Here is an 18856-nt window from a genome sequence, read left to right as displayed (position 1 = left end):
CGTACGCGCGGTGCGGGGCGGCGGGCCGTCCGACGGCGGGCCGGGGCCGGGAGCCGCGTCGGCATGCGGGGGTGCGGTGGGCCGGGCGGTGCGGGTCGGCGGATCCCGGGGTTCGTTCGCGCCTCCCCCGGTATCGCCCGCCGTGTTCGGTGCGGCAGGGGGACCGGCTCGTGGGCGAGCCGCTCAGGCGCACTCCGTGTCCGCCGGGCAGAAGGAGGCCAGCGCCCTGGTGAGCGGCTCGCGCACCAGGGCGGGCGCGAGGGAGCCGGGGCCGGTGGCGCGGATCGCGTACAGCGTCCCGTCGGCGGCCTGGAAACGGTGGTCGACGACCTGACGGGCGCCGAGGTCCGTGTCGTCGTAGCGGTAGACGAGCTCGGCCCAGGTGGTGCCGGAGGCCCGGTCGACGACCCGGTAGCCGGGCTGACGAGCGAAGCCGTACCCGCGGTCGTTCTCGGCCAGGTCGAGCGACTGGGCCGGGGTGTCCTCCGTGATCCGGAAGACCTGGAGGCGGCGGCCGTCGGCGGGGGCGTCGTAGATGACGACCGGCGCCGACTGGCCCTGCTTCTCGGTGCGGGTCCAGCCCCCCGGGACGTCGAGTGTGTAGCCGACGGGGTCCTGGACACGGCGGTACCCCGAGGCGGTGGAGCCGGAGGGCGAAGGGGAGGAAGGGCCCGTGACGCTCGGGGCCGGACCGGCGCCCGTGCGGTCACCGGACCCGAGGGCGGTGCCTCTCAGGAGCAGCCAGACACCGGCACCGACCGAGACCCCGACCAGCACGGCCACCGCGAGCGCGGCGAGCACTCGCCGGACCCTGCGGGGTGCCCGCGGCGGGCCCGCGGGCGTCTGCGCCACCGGGGTCCAGGGCGGGAGCGGCGCGGCCTGCGTCCCGGCCGTCGCCCAGGGAGGCGCGAACGAGGTCTGGGTCTCCGCGGAGGCCCACGGCGGAGCGCTCCCCGTCTCTCCCGAGCTCCAGGCCGACCGGCCCCTGTCCTCGCTCGGCTCGTGTTCCGCTCCGGAACCGGAGCTGTAGCCGTTCCAGCCGTTCATCGCGAACCCCCCGAACCGCCCCATCGGGCACGGCTTCGACGGTAGGGCGAAAAACGGCCACGGGCCCCGTTCCGGAAGGAACCGGAACAGGGCCCGTGCAGGCTCGTGACAGAGCTGTGGAGAAAACTCAGATGAGGCCGAGCGCGCGGACCGCCTCGCGCTCCTCCTCGAGCTCCTTCACGGAGGCGTCGATGCGGGCGCGGGAGAACTCGTTGACCTCCAGGCCCTGGACGATCTCGTAGACGCCGTCCTTGGTGGTGACGGGGAAGGAGGAGATCAGGCCCTCCGGGACGCCGTAGGAACCGTCCGACGGGATGCCCATGGAGGTCCAGTCGCCGTCCGCGGTGCCGTTGACCCAGGTGTACACGTGGTCGATGGCGGCGTTGGCGGCCGAGGCGGCGGAGGACGCGCCACGGGCCTCGATGATCGCGGCACCGCGCTTGGCGACGGTCGGGATGAAGTCCTCGGCCAGCCACTTCTCGTCGTTGACGGTCTCGGCGGCGTTCTTGCCGGCGACCGTGGCGTGGAAGATGTCCGGGTACTGGGTGGCGGAGTGGTTGCCCCAGATGGTGAGCCGCTTGATGTCGGCGACCGTGGTGCCCGTCTTCTTCGCGAGCTGGGTCAGCGCGCGGTTGTGGTCGAGGCGGGTCATCGCGGTGAAGCGCTCGGCCGGTACGTCCGGGGCGGCGGCCTGGGCGATCAGCGCGTTGGTGTTGGCCGGGTTGCCGACGACCAGGATCTTGACGTCGTCCGCGGCGTGGTCGTTGATGGCCTTGCCCTGCGGCTTGAAGATGCCGCCGTTGGCCTCCAGGAGGTCACCGCGCTCCATGCCCTTGGTGCGGGGGCGGGCGCCGACGAGGAGACCGACGTTGGTGCCGTCGAAGGCGACGTTCGGGTCGTCCGTGATGTCGATGCCCTGGAGGAGCGGGAACGCGCAGTCGTCCAGCTCCATGGCGGTGCCCTCGGCGGCCTTGAGCGCCGGGGTGATCTCCAGGAGGCGGAGCTTGACCGGCACGTCCGCGCCGAGCAGCTGGCCGGAGGCGATGCGGAAGAGCAGGGCGTAACCGATCTGGCCGGCCGCGCCGGTGACGGTGACGTTCACGGGAGTGCGGGTCATGGCGTTCTCCGTATGACAGCTGGCGGTGGGGCGTCCCTGCCCCGGACGTTTGATCGATCTCTCGGCATCAAGAGATCCACCGGTCAGGCTATCGCGCATCCGGGGACCCGAACGTCCGGGTCCGTGTGGCCCAGCCCACAAAGCCCCGCGGACACCGGCCCGTGGCGCCCCACGAAAAGAGGCGGCCGCCCGTCCGGGAGAGGGGGACGAAGGCGGCCGCCGTATGGGGGTACCGATTGCCGGACTCCCGTGGGGGTACCGGTCGCCTGCCCCCGATTCGGCGACCCATGCGCACTCCGCGGACATTCACCCGGAGAACGGCCCCCGCAGGACCCTCAGCCCGTGCACCCCTGCTGCCCGGACGCCAGCGTCACGCACGCCTTGGCGTCACCCGCGGCCTTGACGGCCACCATCGGCGTGTACGCGATCGTGTCCCCGGCCTCGGTGATGCTCCCGCTCTGCTCGGTCGCCTTCCCGGCGCTCACCTCGACCTTGTCCCCCGGACCGGCCTGGGTGATCCGACCCCACGCCGCCCCGCAGGTCTTGCTGTACCGCACCTCGACCACGGTCGCCCCCACCGTCGCGGTGTTGGCCGTCGTGACCAGGTTTCCGCTGCACCCCATGGCCTCGGCGTCCTTCCCGGTGCACCCCGCGCCACTGCACTTCACCCCGGCGGGCAGCGAGACGGACGTGCTGGCGGACGGCGACGGCGACTTCCCGGCCTGCTTGCCCTTGTCCCCGCCCCGGTCGGTCAGGAAGAACACGGCGGCGATCACGACCAGCACTCCGACGACCCCGGCGAGGAACATCGTCAGCCGCCGCTTCCCCCCGCCGGAACCCCCCGGGTTTCCGGCGGACCCGTCCCCGGGACGGGCGTCCTGCGGCTCGTCGTACGGCCCCGGCGTCCCCGGCGTCCACCCCGGCCCGTCGGCGGAGACGGGCGCGGGAGCGGGCGTGGCCGTACGCCCCTGGGCCTGCGACGGCCCCTGATACCCGGCCACACCCCAGGAGTTGCCGCCCGAGGAGGAGGCGCTGTCCCCTTCCGACGCGGTCGGCTGGGGCGGCACCGTGGGTGCCACGCCCGCCGGCCCCGCCACTCCCGGCGTCGCCGTCGCGCTGCCGCTCCTGCGGGCCGTCTTGCCGCCCTTGGCGTTCGCGGGCGGTGCCCCGAACTCGCCGAGCGCGGCCCGCGCCTGGGAGATCCGGATGGCCTCCATGGTCATGTCGTGGCGCATCTCCGAACGGCTCCAGGCGCGTTCGGCGAGCTCCCACATCGTCGTCAGGTGAATGGGATTGGTGCCGGTGACCTCGGCCAGGGCGACGATCGCGCCCTTCGGCGCGAGCAGCCGGCCGTTCAGATACCGCTCCCAGGACGTCTTGCTGTAACCCGTGCGGTCGGCGACGGCCGCGATGCTCAGGCCGCTGCGGTCCACGAGCCGCCGCAGCTGGCTCGCGAACTCCCTGACCTGCGGATCCAGTTCATCCGGCAAGGCCCTCCAACGAGGCATTGCTCCCCCTCTTTCCCCCCGGTCGGTGCTGGCTGTTCCCCGCTCTTCCCCGTGCCGTAAGGATCTCAGCTCCCCGGGTGGGGGCGCACGGGAGCATCCGCAAGTTCGACACGTTAGCCGTGTCGTCGAACAGCTCCATATCAAATACGCAAACTTGTCGATACATCGTCACAGGCGGAACACACCGGAAATAACGGCCGTCACGCGAGTTCCCTGATCACCCGGACGCAACGGCACCGGCCACCCCGAGCAGCAGCAGGAGGACGAGCAGCAGCGCGGCGGACAGCAGCAGGCGGTTCGTACCGCTCGCGCGCTCCCCGGGGGGCTCGTCCCACCATGGCAGCGTGGGGTCGTCCTCGTACCGTTCCCCTTTCTCAGCCTCCTGGCCCTCCTTGCCCTCCTTGCCCTCGGCGGCCCGCACGGAGGTCGCCGCCGCCGGACGGGGCCAGGCCTGGACCGCCAGCTCCCAGCGCACACCGAAGCGCTCGGCCTCGGCGGTGTCGAGGCCCGCGATCCGGCACAGGGCGGCGACGGCCTGGCGGGGCGGGGGCTGGGTGGCGTTGAGATAGCGGTGCCAGGAGGACTTGCTGTACGCGGTGCGGGCGCCGAGCGAGACGAGGCTGAGCCCCGTGCGGTCCTTGAGCTGTCTGAGCTGCTCCACGAAATGCCGCACCTCCGGCGGCAGATCGTCGGGCAGCGCCTGCCAGCCACTCATCGCCCACCTCCGCGGCGTCCTCACCTGCTTCCAGGCAATTGACGACGTCAGAGGGCTGATCGGTTCCTGGGACCGGGACGGCTGTGGCACGTCACGCACACCGTGCCGGAACCGTCACCGCTGTGCCACAGCGAACGGACAGCGCTTGAACAGGCTGCTCACGGCGCGGGAGGCTGAGTCGTGACGGCGGTCCGTCCCTCATCGGGGGTGGGGGCGGACCGCCCGCCCGCTCCGGGTCAGCTGTTGCTGACCGTGAAGTGCAGGGTGTCCTTGAGGAAGGGAATCACCAGCCACGGGTTCGGCTGCACCATCATCGCCAGCAGAACGATGACGGTGCCGAGCACGCCGTAGGTGGCGATGTCGGTGAAGCGGGAGCGGACGGCGAGCATGCCGACGTCCGGCACCAGCCAGCGCAGCACGGCACCGGCGAGCAGGGCGAGACCGATGAGCAGGGTGCCGTAGCGGAACTGGTCGAGGGCCGTCAGCAGCAGTCCGAGCCCCACCGCCGCCGACACGGCGAGCACCGGCCACTGCCTGGCGGGCGCCGGGGCGTCCCGGGGCGCGGCCCGGCCACCGCCCTCGGGCCTCGCGGTGTCCCTGGTGAACAGCGGGAACCGGCGCGTGGCGCGCCGCGGCCGCCCGTCGACGTCAGGGGCGCTGATCGCGTCCCGTACGACGACTTCGGCCTCCGCCTCGGGATCCGGCACCTTGTCCTCCTGGTCGGCGTCACCGGACTTCCGGGCCGCACCGTCCGTCCGTGTCCCACCCACCGCCGCCTCCCGGGCCGACTGCCCCCGGGGCCCGGTGCCCTCCGCACCAGGCTCAGGCTCCCGGCGCGCACGCGCTCCGGCCGAGCCCGCGCCCTCTTCCCGCGGAGCCTGCGCCGACTCCGCAGCCGGCTCACGCGTCCCGCGGGACTCCGCGCCCGCCTCCCGGGAGATCCGCGCCGCGGTCGCCTCTGCTGTCGTTCCCCGCTTGCCGGGGTCCCGTGCGTCAGCCGGCACTGCGCTCCGCCGCCTCGACCACGTTGACGAGCAGCTGGGCGCGGGTCATCGGGCCGACGCCGCCGGGGTTCGGGGAGATGAAGCCGGCGACCTCGGCGACGCCGGGGTGGACGTCGCCCACGATCTTGCCCTCGGCGTTGCGGGAGACGCCGACGTCGAGGACGGCGGCGCCCGGCTTCACGTCCTCGGGGCGGATCAGGTGGGCGGAACCGGCCGCGGCGACGATGATGTCCGCGCGCTTGAGGTGCGCGGACAGGTCACGGGTGCCGGTGTGGCACTGGGTCACCGTCGCGTTCTCGCTGCGCCGGGTCAGCAGCAGCGGCATCGGGCGGCCGATCGTCACGCCGCGGCCGACGACCACCACCTCCGCGCCCTTGATCTCGACGCCGTAGCGACGGAGCAGGGTGAGGACGCCGTTGGGGGTGCAGGGCAGCGGCGCCGGCTCGTTGAGGACCAGGCGCCCGAGGTTCATGGGGTGCAGGCCGTCCGCGTCCTTGTCCGGGTCCATGAGCTCCAGGATGCGGTTCTCGTCGATGCCCTTGGGCAGCGGCAGCTGGACGATGTAACCGGTGCACGCGGGGTCGTCGTTCAGCTCGCGGACGACCGCCTCGATCTCCTCCTGTGTGGCCGTCTCCGGCAGTTCGCGCTGGATGGAGGCGATGCCGACCTCCGCGCAGTCCCGGTGCTTTCCGGCGACGTACTTCTGGCTGCCGGGATCGGTCCCGACGAGGATCGTGCCGAGGCCGGGCGTGACGCCCTTCTCCTTCAGCGCCGCCACGCGGGCGGTCAGATCGGACTTGATCGCGGCTGCGGTGGCCTTGCCATCGAGAATCTGGGCGGTCATGACCCCATCCTCCCGGATGACCCGGCCCCGGTTCCAATCCGGGTTCCCCCATGGCCCCGCTCATGATCGACGAGGTTGCACTTGCACAACACATACCGAATGAGGCTGGACAACAACACACCTGCCTAGAACCATGTCTGGCGCAGTATCGCGGTTGGTGTTCGGGGGGCAGACCGCTCATACATGACGTTCCTCCGCGCAGTCCCGCATTGTCCCCAGCTCGGCCAACGGAGGATCACCATGAGTTTCGGCTCGCCCAACAACCCTTACGAAAAGCCGCAGAACCCGCAGCAGCCGCCCCAGCAGCCGCAGCAGCCCGGCTACGGCTACCCCCAGCAGCCTCCGCAGCAGCAGCCCGGTTACGGCTACCCGCAGCAGGCCCCCCAGGGTGTGCCGCCGCAGCAGGGCTACCCCCAGCAGCAGGGATACCCGCAGCAGCCCGGCTACGGCTACCCGCAGGCCCCGCAGGTCCCGGCCTCCGCCTACGGCTACCCGCAGCAGCCGGGCTACGGCGCCCAGCCGCCGTACGCGAACTGGGGCCAGCGCTTCCTGGGCACCCTGGTCGACATGCTCGTGTTCGTGGTGCCGTACATCATCGTGGGCGTCGGTGCGGCCAACAAGACGGCCGCCCTGGTGATCATCGGCTACCTCGGCATCATCGGCCTCGCGATCTGGCTGCTGATCATGGAGGGCCGTACCGGCCAGACGCTCGGCAAGAAGGCGCTCGGCATCCGTCTGGTGCGGGAGAGCGACGGGCAGCCCCTCGGTGTCGGCATGGCCTTCGTCCGCCGCCTCGCGCACTTCCTGGACAGCCTCGCCTGCTACCTCGGCTGGCTGTGGCCGGCCTGGGACGCCAAGCGCCAGACCTTCGCCGACAAGGTCTGCTCGTCCATCGTCATCCGTACGAACTGAGCACCGCTTCACCACCGTCGGCGGCGGATCGCCACCTCGCCTTCTCGCCGCGCCTTTCCCCGGGGGCCGTGTCACGTCGTGACACGGCCCCCGGGGCGTCACCGGTGTCCGGTCCTTGCCCTGCGGCCGCGTTCCCCCCCGTATCCCGGCACGCCCCGGCGGCGGGGCGCTAGCCTCTCCTCAGTCAACTCGTGTGACGCGAGAGCACGTTGAGGAACGAAAAGGCAGGTCGGGGGGACCGTGACAGACATACCGGCGGCCGGTGACACCGCGCTGCGGCAGGCGGGCGCGGTCCCGCTGCTGCCCGCCGATCCCAGGCGCATCGGACCCTACGTCCCGCTCGGACTCCTCGGCAGCGGGGGCATGGGCCGGGTCTATCTGGGCCGGCGCGCCGACGACGCCCCGGGTCTCGCCGCCGTGAAGGTGATCCGGCCCGAGTACGCCGAAGGCCCCGACTTCCGGCGGCGGTTCGAGCGGGAGGCCGCCGTGCACGGGCGGGTGCGCACACCGCGCGCACCGCACCTGCTGGGCACCGGATTCGACGACGCGCTGCTGTGGATGGCCACCGAGTACCTGCCCGGCCTCAGCCTCGCCGAGGCGGTCCGCGAGTGCGGGCTGCCGGCGCCGGCCGGGGTGTGGCGGCTGGTGGCGGAGCTCGGGGAGGCCCTGTCGGCACTGACCGCAGCCGGGGTCGTGCACCGGGATCTCAAGCCCTCCAACGTGATCCTGTCCCCCCGGGGCGTGCACGTCATCGACTTCGGCATCTCCCGCGCCGCCGACAGCAGCGCGATCACCTCGACCGGAAACCGGGTCGGCACGGCCGCGTACATGGCGCCCGAGTATCTGCGCGAGGGCCGCTGCGACGCCGCCTCCGACGTCTTCTCCCTCGGCTGCACCCTCGTCTACGCCGCCACCGGCCACGCCCCCTTCGGCGACGGGACCGGCGTGGACGTCATGCACCGGGTCGCCTTCGAGGCACCCGACGCCGACATCATGGCCGAACTCGCGCAGGCGGATCCCGCGTTGGCCGCGCTGCTGTCGGCCTGCCTCGCCAAGGACCCCGCCGGGCGCCCCTCCCCGCGGCAGCTGATCGACGCGGCCACGGCCGCCGGACACGGCCGCGCGTCCCAGTGGCACGACCCGCTGGCCGCCCGGCTCCTGGAACGGCAGCAGGGGTGCGCGGTGCTGGAGGGCGGGCCCGTCCGGCAGTCCGCCCACTTCCGCACTCCCACGCAGCCGGTGGTCTCGCCCGTTCCCGCCCCGGCCGGAGCGCGGCCGAAGCGCCGAAGGCCCTATCTGGCCGGTGTCGCGGGCATCGCCGTCGGGGCCGTGGCCGTGGGCGCGTTCCTGCTCACCCGCCCGGGCCTGGACTCCTCGGCCGCCGCGGCCCCGACAGGCTCGCCCGGCGTCACCGCCTCCGCCGAGGCCGGCTCCGCCGGGCCGAGCGCCTCCGCCTCGCCCTCCGGCACGGACAAGGGGCAGAAGAAGGACGAGGGCAAGGACCGGAGCGAGGAGCAGCCGGCCGCCGACAGGAGCAGCAGCGAGCCGGAGCGGACACCGTCCGCGACCACCACCCCGGGCGGCGGCACAACGGGTGCGGGCGGGAGCACCGCGGCCCCCACCCCTGCCGCCACCGTCACCAGGACGGCCGCGCCCCCGGCCACCCCCGCCTGGATCTCCGGCTGCACCTACTACTCGGGCACCGAACTCACCGACTACGGCGACAAGGGCCAGCGGGTCGTCCAGGTGCAGTGCATGCTCACCAAGCGCGGTTACAGCGTGGGCAGTTCGGGTGTGGACGGCGAGTTCGGCCGGGCCACAGAGTCGGCGGTCAAGCAGTTCCAGAGCGCCAAGGGGCTGGAGGTGGACGGCCAGGTGGGGCCCAACACATGGGCGGCGCTGCGCAGTTCGACGTAGGTGTCGAGCGCGGCGCCGCCCTGTGCGGTGTCCGTCAGTGGAAGAAGTGGCGCGTCCCCGTGAAGTACATCGTGACGCCCGCCTTCTTCGCGGCCTCGACGACCAGCTCGTCACGGACCGAACCGCCCGGCTGGACGACCGCCTTCACACCGGCCTCCAGGAGGACCTCCAGGCCGTCCGGGAAGGGGAAGAAGGCGTCCGAGGCGGCGTACGAGCCCTGCGCGCGCTCGGCACCGGCCCGCTCGACGGCGAGCTTCGCGGAGTCGACGCGGTTGACCTGGCCCATGCCGACGCCGACGGAGGCGCCGTCCTTGGCGAGCAGGATGGCGTTGGACTTGACGGCCCGGCAGGCCCGCCAGGCGAACGCGAGCTCGGCGAGCTCGTCCGCGCTCAGCGCCTCGCCGGTGGCCAGGGTCCAGTGCGCCGGGTCGTCGCCCTCGGCCTGGAGGCGGTCGGTGACCTGGAGGAGCGCGCCGCCGTCGATGGGCTTGACCTCGGCGGGGTGCGCGGGCGCGGCCGGGGCCTTCAGGACGCGGATGTTCTTCTTCTTGGCGAGGGCCTCGAGAGCGCCGTCCTCGTAGTCCGGCGCCACGATGACCTCGGTGAAGATCTCGGCGACCTGCTCCGCCATCTCCTTGCTGACGGGCCGGTTGACGGCGATGACCCCGCCGAACGCCGACAGCGGGTCGCACGCGTGCGCCTTGCGGTGCGCCTCGGCGACGTCCGAACCGACCGCGATGCCGCAGGGGTTGGCGTGCTTGATGATCGCGACGGCGGGCTCGGCGTGGTCGTACGCGGCACGGCGGGCGGCGTCCGTGTCCGTGTAGTTGTTGTACGACATCTCCTTGCCGTGCAGCTGCTCGGCCTCGGCGAGACCGACCCCCGTGCCGTCGACGTAGAGCGCGGCCGGCTGGTGCGGGTTCTCGCCGTAGCGCAGGGTGCTCTTGCGCTCCAGGGCCGCGGCGATGAACTCGGGGAACGGGGAGTCGTCCGCGGGAGCGTAGGCGCTCGCGAACCAGCTCGACACCGCGATGTCGTACTCGGCGGTGTGCCGGAAGGCCTCGGCTGCCAGCCGCTTGCGGGTGGCGAGGTCGAAGCCGCCGTCCTGGACCGCCGCGAGGACGTCCGCGTACCGCTCGGGACTGGTGACGACGGCGACCGACGGGTGGTTCTTGGCGGCGGCGCGCACCATGGAGGGACCGCCGATGTCGATCTGCTCGACGCACTCGTCGGCGGAGGCACCGGAGGCGACGGTCTCGCGGAACGGGTAGAGGTTGACGACGACGAGGTCGAACGGCTCGACACCGAGCTCCGCGAGCTGCTCGCGGTGGCTGTCGAGGCGCAGGTCGGCGAGGATGCCGGCGTGCACGCGCGGGTGCAGGGTCTTGACGCGGCCGTCCAGGCACTCGGGGAAGCCGGTGAGCTCCTCGACCTTGGCGACGGGGACGCCGGCGGCGGCGATACGGCCCGCGGTGGAGCCGGTGGAGACGAGCTCCACGCCCGCCTCGTGCAGCCCGCGCGCGAGATCTTCCAGGCCGGTCTTGTCGTAGACGCTGACGAGCGCCCGGCGAAGGGGCCGCTTGTTGCTCTCGGCGGTCACTGGATAACTACCTTTCGTCCCTCAATGCGATAGCCGTTGCGGGCGAGCCGCCCCACGACCTCGACGAGCAGCCTTCGCTCGACTTCCTTGATGCGCTCGTGTAGAGCGCTCTCGTCGTCCTCGTCCCGGATCTCCACCACGCCCTGGGCGATGATCGGTCCGGTGTCGACGCCGTCGTCGACGAAGTGGACGGTGCAGCCGGTGACCCTGGCTCCGTACGCGAGCGCGTCGCGCACTCCGTGGGCCCCCGGGAAACTGGGCAGCAGTGCGGGGTGGGTGTTCACGAACCGCCCGCCGAAGCGCGCGAGGAACTCCTTGCCCACGATCTTCATGAACCCGGCGGACACCACGAGGTCGGGTTCGTACGCGGAGACGGCCTCGGCGAGGGCGGCGTCCCACTCCTCGCGGGTCCCGAAGTCCTTGACCTTGCACACGAAGGTCGGCAGCCCGGCCCGCTCGGCCCGCGCGAGCCCCTCGATGTTCGCGCGGTCGGCGCCGACCGCGACGATCTCGGCGCCGTACGACTCGACGCCGGTCGTCGCGATGGTGTCGAGGAGCGCCTGGAGGTTCGTACCGGATCCGGAGACCAGCACGACGAGGCGCTTGGCCTGCTTGGCCACGGTGGGGCCCTTTCTCGGGTGAGCTTTTGTACGGTCGTACGAATGCATCGAGCCCCGGGATACGGGGAAGTCTACGAAGCGGCCGACCGTCAGCAACGATACCGGCACACCGGAAGGCCCCCCACGGGACGGGGGCGTGGCCGGAAGGTAGCGTCTGCCTGGAGCCGGTCCGGGAACGCGGGTGGTGCGCGGTGCGTTCACGGGGTGACGGCTCACGCCGGACGCTTCACGTACTCGACGGACTCCAAGGGGAAGACGCTCACTTGATGTCGGACCGCAGCCTGCGACTCCTCACGCTCCCCCAGCATTCGGTGCAGGGAGGGGAGCGCAGCGGCGTGCTGCTGCGGGAGCAGCCCTCCTCTCCGCCGGACGCCCCTCCCTCCGGCAAGAAGCACGACGAGGGACAAGGCGGCAAGGCCGAGGACGACAACCCCTTCGCCCCGCCACCGGAGGGCACCCCGGACCGCCCGTGGCAGCCGCGCCGCCCCGAGGGCTCGGACGACGGCAGGGGCGAGGGCGGCGGTGGCCGCACCCCGTGGGGCAGCCAGTGGAGCGACCGCCAGCCGGGCCGCTCCGACGGAAGCTTCGGCCAGCGTCCGGGCGCGGGCCCCGGTGGCGGCCCGGAGGATCAGGGCACCAACGGTCCGGGCATGCGCTGGGACCCGACGGACCCCTCCCAGCGCCGTGCGCGCTACGCCCTGCTGTCCGGTATGTGGGCCTTCTTCTTCGCCCTCTTCGGCTGGTCGTACGTGGCCCTGCTGCTGGGCGCGCTGGCCATGCACTGGAGCATCAGCGCCCTGCGCGCCAAGCCCCGCACCCCGGACCCCGACACCCCGGCCCCGCCCCAGTCGGCCCGTCCGCAGACCACGGCGGCGGTGAGCGGCCTGGTCACGGCCTCGCTGGCGCTGGTCTTCGTGGCGGCGAGCTTCACCGCGAGGCTCGTCTACGACGACTACTACACCTGCCGGAGCGACGCCCTCACCACCCAGGCGGAACAGTCCTGCGCGGACCTGCTGCCGAAGCAGCTCCGTGGCGTGATGGGCGCGAACAGCTGACACGGCCGGGGCGGTGCGCCCGCCCCGGCGGTCAGTCGGTGGGCGACGACTTCCCGGGGGACTCCTCCAGCGGTACGGCCGCCTCCCTGAGGGCCGCCCAGCGGGACTCGCGTGACGCCTCGTCGTACCAGGGCGTCGGGGTGAGCCCGGGGTCCGGCCCAGGGGCGGGCAGGAAGCCGTAGGGCTCGTAGGTGTCGTCCTGGTCCTGGGGGGCGTAGATGTCGTCCGGGTCCTGGGGAGCGTAGGTGTCGTCCTGCTCGTAGGGGTCGTCCTGCGGGGGGCTCGCCTCCGTCGGGCCGGTCGCTTCCGTCGGGCCGGTCGCTTCCGTCGGGCCGGTCGTGGTGGTGGTTCCGGCGCCGTCCGTCTGCTTGCGCCGCGAGAGCCGACCCCGCACCGACGGCGCCCAGTTCCGCGGGCCGCTCCGTGAGCGGCCCCGCCAGGCGTGTACCGCCAGGGCCACCGGCAGGCCCACCGCCACGATCCACCCCATGACCGCCGCGCCGACCTGCCACCACACCGGGCCGAACCGGGACAGTGCCCCCACGCCCAGCGGTCCGCCGGACAGCGCCGTCAGCACGGCGAGGGCCGCCGCGCACAGCAGCGCCGTCCGCACCACCGCGCCGGCCGTCCGCCCCCGTGTCCACTCGGGGCCCGCGGCCCGCCCCACGAACCCTCCCACCACCGCCCCGGCCAGCAGCGGCACCGCCCCCGCGGCCCAGTGCGCCGGTCCTGTGGCCCCCGCTCCCGGGACCGCCGCCAGCAGCGGAAACGGCGGCAGCAGCGGCGCGGGATCCGAGGACAGCGGTCCCACGACATGCCCCGCGCCGAGGACGAACCCGGGTCCGGTCGCGTACCCGACCGCCCACACCGCCGCGTTCGGCACCAGCGTCAGACACAGCAGCAGCACGGCGAACCGCCCCGACCACCCCTCCGTGAGCTGGAGGAACGAGCCCCGTGTCGCCGTGCCGTGCGCCACCAGCGACACCCCCAGCAGCACCGCCCCACCGCCCGTGAGCACGGCGACCCCGGCCCCGGCGGCCCGTGCCGCCGCCGAGAGCCGGGCCCGCGCCTCCGCGCCGAGCACCAGCCTGCGGACCCCGGCGGGCAGCAGCACCAGTACCGCGTCCACCGCCTCGGCGGGACGGCCGTACGCCGTCCACACCCCCACACCGGCGGCGCCCATGACGACGGCGGGCAGACACACGCAGGTCTCCGTCCACGAGGGCCGCAGCGCCCCGCCGGACGCGTACAGCGCGGCGGCCGCGGCCACGGCGAGGTAGCCGAGCACGACCCCCGCCCACGCCGTCCGCCCGGACGCCTGCGGCGGCTCCTCGTCGCCGCAGGCGAGGTCGCGCGCCGCCCGGTGGGCCAGCCACAGCGGCAGCGCGAGCAGCAGCAGCGGGGTGACCCCGACGGGTGCCGGAACACCGGAGAGCGTGTCCGTCCGGATCAGCTCCGCCCCGTGCGCGAGCAGCCACAGCGCCGCGGCCACGTGCAGCGCGCCCCCCGGGCCGCTGTCGGGATACGGCGAACTGATCCACAGCACCATCACGAGCACGGCGAACGAACCGAGCCCCAGCCCGGCGGCCACCGCACCACCCAGGAGGCTGGCGGCCAGGCCGGGGGTCCGGTCGCGCAACCGGGTGAGCAGGGGCGACAACGACGTTCGGCGAGCGGTCATCTGGATCACGCCCGCCATGCTCCCAACGACACGGGCTTTCTCGTCGTAACAGGCGAACCCCCGAAGTGTCGCTCAATATACGACTATGTACTTTTTCGTACGGAGGGGCGCCCTGTGAAGCAGAGCCAACCGGAGCTCCCGGACACCCGCCTGACGCCCGCTCAGGCCTTCGACGCTCTGTACGCGTTCTGCGCGCCCGCCCTCGTCCGGCAGACCTACCTGCTCACCGGCCGCCGCGAACTCGCCCGCGAGTCGGTCGAGCGGGCCTTCCAACTCGCCTGGCAGCGCTGGCCCGAGGTGGCGGTGGACCGGGATCCGGCGGGCTGGGTACGGGTCATGGCGTACGAGTACGCCCTCTCTCCCTGGCATCGCTTCCGCCCCCGCTACCGCAGCCCCGAGGCACCCGTCGCCGATCCGTCCGACCGCGCGCTGATGGCCGTACTCCTGAGACTCCCGCCACCGCAGCGGCGCACGCTCCTGCTGTACGACGGTGTGGGCCTCGACCTTCCGGAGACGGCGGCGGAGACGGAGGCGAGCACGCCGACGACGGCGTACCGCTTGATGAACGCGCGCTCGGTGATCGCGGAACGGCTCACCGACCTGGCCGACCCGTCCGCCCTGCACGAGCGCCTGGTCTCGCTGGCGTCCAGGGAACGGTTGCGGGCCGCCCAGCCGCCCGCGGTACGGACCGCGAGCGAGCGCCGGGCACGCTTCTGGACGCGGGCGGCGATCGCGTTCACGGTGGCCTTGATCGGCACGACGGCACTCACGTTGCGGACGGCTCCCACGCACTACGAACCACCGGTGGCGCCGGGGGCGGAGATCCAGGGCGTGCCGGCGAGGGTGGGGCAGGGCGCGCTGTCGGAAGGCGAGGTGGAGCTGCGGGAGAAGCTGCGCGGGTCGACGGTGAGCGGTCCGGAGAGGCTGGTACCGGTCAGTCGTTGACGACGGGCCGGTGAGGGGTGCGCGGCCGGCCGGAACTCACCCGCAGCCGGCGGGCGACCCGGACCCGGCCCGGCACCCCGTGACACGGCGGTGGGCCCGCCCCCCGCACAGGGGAACGGGCCCACCGACCAGCGGCCAGGTGCTTCAGCCGGCGAGGATCTCGCGCGCGAGCTTCGCCGTCTCGGTCGGCGTCTTGCCGACCTTGACGCCGGCGGCCTCGAGGGCCTCCTTCTTCGCGGCGGCCGTGCCGGAGGAACCGGAGACGATGGCGCCGGCGTGGCCCATGGTCTTGCCCTCGGGCGCGGTGAAGCCCGCGACGTAGCCGACGACCGGCTTCGTCACGTTCTCCTTGATGAAGGCCGCGGCCCGCTCCTCGGCGTCGCCGCCGATCTCACCGATCATCACGATCAGGTCGGTGTCGGGGTCGGCCTCGAACGCGGCGAGCGCGTCGATGTGCGTCGTACCGATGATCGGGTCGCCACCGATGCCGACGGCGGAGGAGAAGCCGATGTCACGCAGCTCGTACATCATCTGGTACGTCAGCGTGCCGGACTTCGAGACCAGACCGATGCGGCCCGGCTTGGTGATGTCGCCCGGGATGATGCCGGCGTTCGACTGGCCCGGGGTGATGAGACCGGGGCAGTTCGGGCCGACGATGCGGGTCTTGTTGCCCTGCGAGACGGCGTACGCGTAGAACGCGGCCGTGTCGTGGACCGCGATGCCCTCGGTGATGACGACCGCGAGCGGGATCTCGGCGTCGATCGCCTCGACCACGGCGGCCTTGGCGAAGGCCGGCGGGACGAAGAGGACGGATACGTTGGCGCCCGTCTTCTCCATCGCCTCGGCGACCGTGCCGAAGACCGGGATCTCGTTGCCCTCGATGTCGACCGACGTGCCCGCCTTGCGCGGGTTCACGCCACCGACGATGTTCGTGCCGTCGGCCAGCATGAGCTTGGTGTGCTTCATGCCCGTGGCACCGGTCATGCCCTGGACGATGACCTTGGAGTCCTTGTTGAGGAAGATAGCCATGGCTGTGTTCCCTCGTCCTTACTTCGCAGCCGCGAGCTCGGCGGCCTTGTCGGCCGCGCCGTCCATGGTGTCCACGCGCTGGACCAGCGGGTGGTTGGCGTCGGAGAGGATCTTGCGACCCAGCTCGGCGTTGTTGCCGTCGAGGCGGACGACGAGGGGCTTGGTGACTTCCTCGCCCCTGTCCGCGAGCAGCTGCAGCGCCTGCACGATGCCGTTGGCGACCTCGTCGCACGCGGTGATGCCGCCGAAGACGTTGACGAAGACCGACTTGACGTCGGGGTCGCCCAGGATGATCTCCAGGCCGTTCGCCATCACGGCCGCGGACGCGCCGCCGCCGATGTCGAGGAAGTTGGCGGGCTTGACGCCACCGTGCGCCTCACCGGCGTACGCGACGACGTCCAGGGTGCTCATGACGAGACCCGCGCCGTTGCCGATGATGCCGACCTCGCCGTCGAGCTTGACGTAGTTGAGGTTCTTCTCCTTGGCAGCGGCCTCGAGCGGGTTGGCCGCGTCCTTGTCCTGGAGGGCCTCGTGTCCCGGCTGACGGAACTCGGCGTTCTCGTCGAGGGAGACCTTGCCGTCCAGGGCGATGACGTCACCGGAGGCGACCTTGGCCAGCGGGTTGACCTCGACGAGGAGGGCGTCCTCCTCGATGAAGGTCTTCCACAGGGTGACCAGGACGTTCGCGACCTTGTCGGCCACCTCGGCCGGGAACTTCGCGGCCTCGACGATCTGGCGGGCGACCTCGGGGGTCACACCCACGTTGGCGTCGATCGGCGTCTTGGCGACGGCCTCGGGGCGGGTCTCCGCCACCTCCTCGATCTCCATGCCGCCCTCGACGGACGCGATGGAGAGGAAGGTGCGGTTGGCACGGTCCAGGAGGAAGGAGACGTAGTACTCCTCCACGATCTCCGGGGCCGTCTCGGCGATCATCACCTTGTGGACCGTGTGGCCCTTGATGTCCATGCCGAGGATGTTGGTCGCGTGCTCGACCGCCTCGTCGGCGGTGGCGGCGAGCTTCACGCCACCGGCCTTGCCACGGCCGCCGACCTTCACCTGGGCCTTGACGACGGACTTGCCACCGAGGCGCTCGGTGGCTGCGCGGGCCGCCTCAGGCGTGTCGATGACTTCACCGGCCAGCACCGGTACATCGTGCTTGGCGAAGAGGTCCCTCGCCTGGTACTCGAACAGGTCCACGCGCTTCCGTCCCTATCAGTGATCTCGCGGTTCGTTGGATGCGTGGGCGTGCCGCGATGGGCAACGTGACGTCCGCCGTCTGTCACAAGGGAGGCGCACACGGTGTCCGAGCGCGCGGCATGTCCGTCTCGCAGGTTATCGCTGCTTGCAGGAGGCCCCTAAATCGAGGGTCACACCTGAGCGGTGATACCTGTCACATGATGCCGCGCTCACTGGCACCCCGTGCCGAAGGTGAAGGGCCTCACCGGGCTGGGGTCGGCCCGGTGAGGCCCCTTGAACAGCCCCTTCTTCCGTTCTCGAAGGGGCCTGGGCGGTAGATCCCCACCCCAATGGGGACCTCGTCGCCCTGTCCGTGAGGTTCCGGCAGGACAGACCGACGGCTTTCGGCCGTCCGGGGCCCGTCGCCTCACGGAGTCGGTGGAGGAGGACGGTCAGGCGCGGTGCCGGACGTCCTGTGCGTCACGCTGGATCTCGGGGCCTTGAAACGGCAGGGCGACCGGTCGACCGGAGCCGCGGGGCTCCAGGGGATCCGCCCGGAGATCTGAGGTGATCCGGGGGTGTCCGAACGGCTGGGCAGCCCTGTTCCGCCCCGCACGGCAGCTCGCCGGCGGGAGAAGGCCTGTCCTAGCCGGGGAAGACGGGGATGTCCCGGTGCCTGTCCCGGGTCCCGGCCGCGTCGACGCTCGCGGCGGCGCCGGGCACGAGCCGCAGCGGCGCCCGGTGCTCGGGGGTGACGGCATGCGCGTCGCCGTGTCGCGACGGGCCGTTGTCCACCGCCGACTTGCCGCCCAGGGCACCGCCCGGGTGGTCGGAGGGCGCCTTGTGCGCGGGCGGGTGGACGGTGGAGGCGGTGCGGTGGGAAGAGGCGTGCGCGCCGCTCCCGGTCACGGTGCCGTGACCGGCGAACCGCGGCCCTTGGACGGCACGGCCGCGGGGGCCGGTCACGTCGTCGCCGACCGGCTTCGTCACCGCGTGATCACCCGGCTGGGGCTGCGGTGCCGCGGTGACCGGGGCGGGTGCGGGGGTGGGTACGGGTGCGGGCAAGGTCTGGCCCGGGATCGCGGGCACGCCCGGCACCGTCGGAAGACCGGGCACCGTGGGCAGGGTCGGCCACGACGGGGACTCCGGGAACGACGGCGACGCCGGCCACTCCGGCAGTGTGGGCAGCGCCGGTATCCCCACTGTGTCGGTCAACCCCGTGGTCACCGTCTCGACCAGATCACCGACCGGCCGCACGACACCGTCGCCCACGGCTCCGACGACGCCCTCGATCACCGGACGGAGAACCTTGTCGTCGGCCGGGCGCGGGAGGGCGTCGGTGACCGAGCCGCCGGTCTTGCTTGGACCGACGGGTTCGGTGGGACCGACGGGTTCGGTGGGACCGGCGGGAGGGACGGGACCGATTGGTTCAGCCGGCTTGGCTGGCTTGGCCAGAGCTTCGGTGCCGGGCTTGGGGGCGACCGGCTCGGCCGCGGGTTTCGCCGGCTGACCGATGGTGCTGCCCGGCAACACCCCGAGACCGTCCGCCGCGTGCGCCTGCTCCCCGCAGAGGAAGCCGAGCACGAACAACCCGCCCACCAGCAGCCCGACTTGCAGCACGCGCCGCCCGACCGCCGCGCGCAGCACGCGCACAACGGCACCGGGGAGCGCAGCTGACCAGGTCAA

16 protein-coding genes are annotated in these 18856 nt (G+C 72.6%); 4 read left to right on the top strand and 12 right to left on the bottom strand.

All coding sequences use genetic code 11. The features are described 5' to 3' along the window. Positions 1–183 precede the first annotated feature (183 nt). From IOD14_RS04945 to IOD14_RS04920, 6 genes are all read right to left on the bottom strand, one after another. A complete protein-coding gene (locus IOD14_RS04945; RefSeq protein ID WP_212669735.1) occupies positions 184–1047 on the bottom strand; it encodes a hypothetical protein in 864 nt (287 codons plus the stop codon). 127 nt (positions 1048–1174) lie between these two features. After that, positions 1175–2164, bottom strand: a complete 990-nt coding sequence (locus tag IOD14_RS04940; RefSeq protein WP_123991195.1) for a malate dehydrogenase — start codon at positions 2162–2164, stop codon at positions 1175–1177. Between the two features lie 335 nt (positions 2165–2499). Further along, positions 2500–3654, bottom strand: a complete 1155-nt coding sequence (locus IOD14_RS04935) for an XRE family transcriptional regulator (protein ID WP_249125832.1) — start codon at positions 3652–3654, stop codon at positions 2500–2502. Between the two features lie 235 nt (positions 3655–3889). Further along, complete coding sequence (locus tag IOD14_RS04930) at positions 3890–4387, bottom strand: helix-turn-helix transcriptional regulator (RefSeq protein ID WP_212669734.1); 498 nt, start codon at positions 4385–4387, stop codon at positions 3890–3892. Positions 4388–4623: 236 nt separating this feature from the next. After that, positions 4624–5157 carry a DUF3017 domain-containing protein gene (locus IOD14_RS04925; RefSeq protein ID WP_174269210.1) on the bottom strand — a complete coding sequence of 178 codons (534 nt, stop codon included), beginning with the start codon at positions 5155–5157 and terminating at the stop codon, positions 4624–4626. Between the two features lie 223 nt (positions 5158–5380). Then, entirely contained in the window at positions 5381–6235 is an 855-nt protein-coding gene (locus IOD14_RS04920) for a bifunctional methylenetetrahydrofolate dehydrogenase/methenyltetrahydrofolate cyclohydrolase (protein WP_123991192.1), read from the bottom strand. A 240-nt stretch (positions 6236–6475) separates the two neighbouring features. On the opposite strand from IOD14_RS04920, the gene IOD14_RS04915 reads away from it, so the two are divergent. Together IOD14_RS04915 and IOD14_RS04910 are read left to right on the top strand one after the other, a co-directional pair. Next, the gene (locus IOD14_RS04915) at positions 6476–7147 is read left to right on the top strand and encodes an RDD family protein (protein WP_123991191.1); all 672 of its coding nucleotides are present in this window, start codon (positions 6476–6478) and stop codon (positions 7145–7147) included. Between the two features lie 240 nt (positions 7148–7387). Next, on the top strand, positions 7388–9064 hold the full coding sequence (locus IOD14_RS04910; RefSeq protein WP_212669733.1) for a protein kinase: 1677 nt from the start codon (positions 7388–7390) through the stop codon (positions 9062–9064). A 34-nt stretch (positions 9065–9098) separates the two neighbouring features. Here the strand turns inward: IOD14_RS04910 and purH are convergent, their stop codons facing one another. Together purH and purN are read right to left on the bottom strand one after the other, a co-directional pair. Beyond that, entirely contained in the window at positions 9099–10664 is a 1566-nt protein-coding gene (gene purH / locus IOD14_RS04905) for a bifunctional phosphoribosylaminoimidazolecarboxamide formyltransferase/IMP cyclohydrolase (RefSeq protein WP_212669732.1), read from the bottom strand. Further along, a complete protein-coding gene (gene purN, locus IOD14_RS04900) occupies positions 10661–11332 on the bottom strand; it encodes a phosphoribosylglycinamide formyltransferase (RefSeq protein ID WP_123991188.1) in 672 nt (223 codons plus the stop codon). The genes purH and purN overlap by 4 nt, the downstream gene beginning before the upstream one ends. Positions 11333–11550: 218 nt before the next feature. On the opposite strand from purN, the gene IOD14_RS04895 reads away from it, so the two are divergent. Next, the gene (locus tag IOD14_RS04895) at positions 11551–12339 is read left to right on the top strand and encodes a hypothetical protein (RefSeq protein ID WP_123991187.1); all 789 of its coding nucleotides are present in this window, start codon (positions 11551–11553) and stop codon (positions 12337–12339) included. A 31-nt stretch (positions 12340–12370) separates the two neighbouring features. On the opposite strand, the gene IOD14_RS04890 is transcribed toward IOD14_RS04895, so the two are convergent. Beyond that, positions 12371–14038 carry a DUF6350 family protein gene (locus tag IOD14_RS04890; RefSeq protein ID WP_212669731.1) on the bottom strand — a complete coding sequence of 556 codons (1668 nt, stop codon included), beginning with the start codon at positions 14036–14038 and terminating at the stop codon, positions 12371–12373. Between the two features lie 96 nt (positions 14039–14134). Between IOD14_RS04890 and IOD14_RS04885 the strand changes: the two genes are divergently transcribed. Continuing rightward, positions 14135–14965: a sigma factor-like helix-turn-helix DNA-binding protein gene (locus IOD14_RS04885; protein WP_123991185.1), complete on the top strand. Its 831-nt coding sequence runs from the start codon at positions 14135–14137 to the stop codon at positions 14963–14965. A 144-nt stretch (positions 14966–15109) separates the two neighbouring features. Here the strand turns inward: IOD14_RS04885 and sucD are convergent, their stop codons facing one another. The 3 genes from sucD to IOD14_RS04870 form a co-directional block, all read right to left on the bottom strand. After that, the gene (sucD, locus tag IOD14_RS04880; protein ID WP_212669730.1) at positions 15110–15994 is read right to left on the bottom strand and encodes a succinate--CoA ligase subunit alpha; all 885 of its coding nucleotides are present in this window, start codon (positions 15992–15994) and stop codon (positions 15110–15112) included. Between the two features lie 18 nt (positions 15995–16012). Continuing rightward, the gene (gene sucC / locus IOD14_RS04875) at positions 16013–17191 is read right to left on the bottom strand and encodes an ADP-forming succinate--CoA ligase subunit beta (RefSeq protein ID WP_123991183.1); all 1179 of its coding nucleotides are present in this window, start codon (positions 17189–17191) and stop codon (positions 16013–16015) included. Between the two features lie 624 nt (positions 17192–17815). Continuing rightward, entirely contained in the window at positions 17816–18856 is a 1041-nt protein-coding gene (locus tag IOD14_RS04870; protein WP_212669729.1) for a hypothetical protein, read from the bottom strand.

The organism is Streptomyces sp. A2-16, assembly GCF_018128905.1.
Lineage (GTDB): Bacteria > Actinomycetota > Actinomycetes > Streptomycetales > Streptomycetaceae > Streptomyces.
Note: the sequence above shows the minus strand (reverse complement) of the source record. Positions and strands in the feature narration are given on the sequence as shown.